General features: G+C 73.5%; 1 protein-coding gene and 1 pseudogene. Both read left to right on the top strand.

All coding sequences use genetic code 11. The features are described 5' to 3' along the window. The first annotated feature begins 92 nt into the window (after positions 1-92). Complete coding sequence (locus ACWCSD_RS51005) at positions 93-1,622, top strand: HelD family protein (protein ID WP_449926859.1); 1,530 nt, start codon at positions 93-95, stop codon at positions 1,620-1,622. 521 nt (positions 1,623-2,143) lie between these two features. Then, positions 2,144-2,806: pseudogene (locus ACWCSD_RS51010) on the top strand (apolipoprotein N-acyltransferase); the annotation flags it as partial.

The raw sequence follows: 2,806 nt of genomic DNA on the forward strand, positions 1-2,806 counted from the left end.
GCCTGGAGCGCATGTGAGTACTCATCCTCGGCCCCAACCTCACCTTCCTGCGCTACATCGAGCAGGTCCTGCCCTCGCTCGGCGAGACCGACGTGCTGCTGTCCACCGTGGGCGAGCTGTACCCGGGCGTGACCGCCACCCGGCGCGACCGTCCGGAGGTGGCCGCGGTCAAGGGCGACGCGCGGATGGCCCAGGTGATCGAGCGCGCGGTGCGCGAGCGGCAGAAGGTGCCGCGCAAGCCCATCGAGCTGACGGTGGGCCGGCTGACGCTCACCGTCGACCGCGCCATGCTCGACGCGGCCAAGAACAAGGCCGTGCGCTCGCGCCGCCCGCACAACCAGGCGCGCGCGGTGTTCGTCAGGTCGCTGCTGAACGCGCTGGCCCGGCAGCAGGCCCGCAAGATCGGCAAGGGGCTCATCGACGACGACGAGCTGGCCGACCTGCGCGAGGAACTGCGGACCGAGCCGGTGGTCAAGGCGGCGCTCAACCGGCTGTGGCCGTACCTGACGCCCCAGCGGCTGCTGCTCGGCCTGTACGGGTCGCCCGAGCGGCTCGACGCGGCGGGGGGCGTCCTCAGCCCCGCGGAGAGGGCGCTGCTGCGCCGCGACTCGGCCGAGTGGACCGACGCCGACGTGCCGCTGCTGGACGAGGCCGCCGAGTTGCTGGGCGACATCGACGAGCACGTGCTGCGCGCCTCGGCGATGCAGGCCGAGGAGGAGCTGGCCGCGGCCCGCCAGGCCGAGGAGCACCAGCGCGAGGCCGAGCTGGCCTACGCGCGCGAGGTGCTGGAGCTGACCGGCCTGTCCGACGTCATGGAGGCCGAGCGGCTGGCCGAGCGCCAGCGCGGCGACGGCCCCTACCTCACCACCGCCGAACGCGCCGCCGCCGACCGCACCTGGGCCTACGGGCACGTGATCGTGGACGAGGCGCAGGAGCTGTCGCCGATGGCCTGGCGGGCGGTCATGCGGCGCTGCCCGACGCGGTCGATGACGATCGTCGGCGACATCGCCCAGACCGGCTCGGCGGCGGGGGCGCGCTCGTGGGCGCAGGTGCTGGACCCGTACGTGGCCGGGCGCTGGCGTCAGGAGCGGCTGACGGTCAACTACCGCACGCCCGTGGAGCTCATGGAGGTGGCCGCGCGGGTGCTGGCCACCATCGACCCGGCCCTGGAGGCGCCGACGTCCGTGCGTGAGCTCGGCGCGCGGCCCTGGTCGGCGCCGCTGCCCGCGCTGCCCGAGCTGGCCAGGTCCGAGGTCGGGGAGGGCGGCAAGGTCGCCGTGGTGGTGCCCGACGCGCTGCTGGACACGCTCGGCGCGCGGCTGGTCGCGGCGGTGGAGGGCGCCGCGGTGGTCACGCCCGGCGCCGGACGGGCCGCCGGGGCCGCCGCCCTCGACGCGCCCCTCGCGGTGATGGGCGTGGCCGACGCCAAGGGCCTGGAGTTCGACTCGGTGATCGTGGCCGAGCCGGACCTCATCGCCGCCCAGTCGCCACGCGGGCCGAGCGACCTGTATGTTGCTCTGACGCGTGCCACGCAACGGCTGGGCGTCGTCCACGAAGGGCCGTTGTCGCAGGCGCTGTCGGGCCTGCCGGGCAGGTCTCCGACGTCGGCAAATGGGCTTTGATCCGCTTTACGACGGCAGGCCGAACATGTCCCACCTGCGGAAACTTGATGTTCCCGCTGATCGGGACACGGTTGACATCTGAGGTGGAGTCGGTAGTTTGCTGCGCAGTCCAGCACGGGACTTGGCCGGTTGGCCGTCTCTGACATCGCCGGATCCTGCGTCCGTGACGGAGCGTGACTTCGTCCACACAGCCAGGTGCAGGGCCGTCGGTCCGTCGAGTCGGGGCACCCCAACCGGTTGGGGGGTTGGACCCGGGACGGGTCCGGGAGCCCAGTAGACAACGGAATTCCGCGCTCGCCGCCGACGAGACGGGTCCGGTCCGAAGGGTTTCCGGGCCCTCTTCCCGCTCTCGTGCGCAGGATCGCGGATCGCGCCGGGTGATCCCGTCCCAAACGGGATCACCCAGCCGGCCGCCTGTGAGCGGCCGTTTTCGATCTCCGCGTGCGCCGCTGGCTTGAGCGCGGCCCCGGGGCGGTAGCGTTTTCGCAAGCAGGCGTGCGATTTTTGCGAGGAGACCCGGCGTGGTTCAGGACAAGACGAGCGTTCCGCCCGTCCCCGGGCGCGAACCGGCTCCCGAGGCGGACGCCACCGCCGCCGAGACCGCCTCCGAGACCGCCTCCTCCGCAGGTGAAAGCGATCGCGCCAAGGGCGAGGGCCGGTGGGTGCTCGCCGCGCGGGTCGCGGCCGTGGTCGCCGGCGGGCTGCTGCTCTACACCGCCTTCCCGCCGCTCGACTGGTGGCTGTGCGCGCCGGTCGGCATCGGGCTGATCGTCGCCGGCCTCTATCGCGCCCGTCCCCGGCGCGCCGCGTGGCTGGGTTATCTGGGCGCCGCCGTGTTCCTGTTCCCGGCCCTGGCCTGGGTGCGCACGATCGGCGACGACGTGTGGGTCATGCTGGTGGCCACCGAGAGCGTGTTCTACGCCGTCATGGCCGCCCTGGCGGCCCTGGTGTTCCGGCTGCGGCTGTGGCCGCTGTGGTTCGGCGCGCTGTGGGTGATGATGGAGTGGGCCCGCAGCCTGGTGCCCGTCGGCGGCTTCCCGTGGGCGCGGGTGGCCTTCAGCCAGGGCGAGTCGCTGTTCACCTCCTACGCCGCGCTGGGCGGCGCGCCGCTGGTGTCCTTCGCCGTCACGCTGTGCGGCGCCCTGCTGGCCCACGCCGTCCTGGTGCGGCCCGCCGCCACCGTG

This window comes from Nonomuraea sp. NPDC001684 (genome assembly GCF_053596515.1).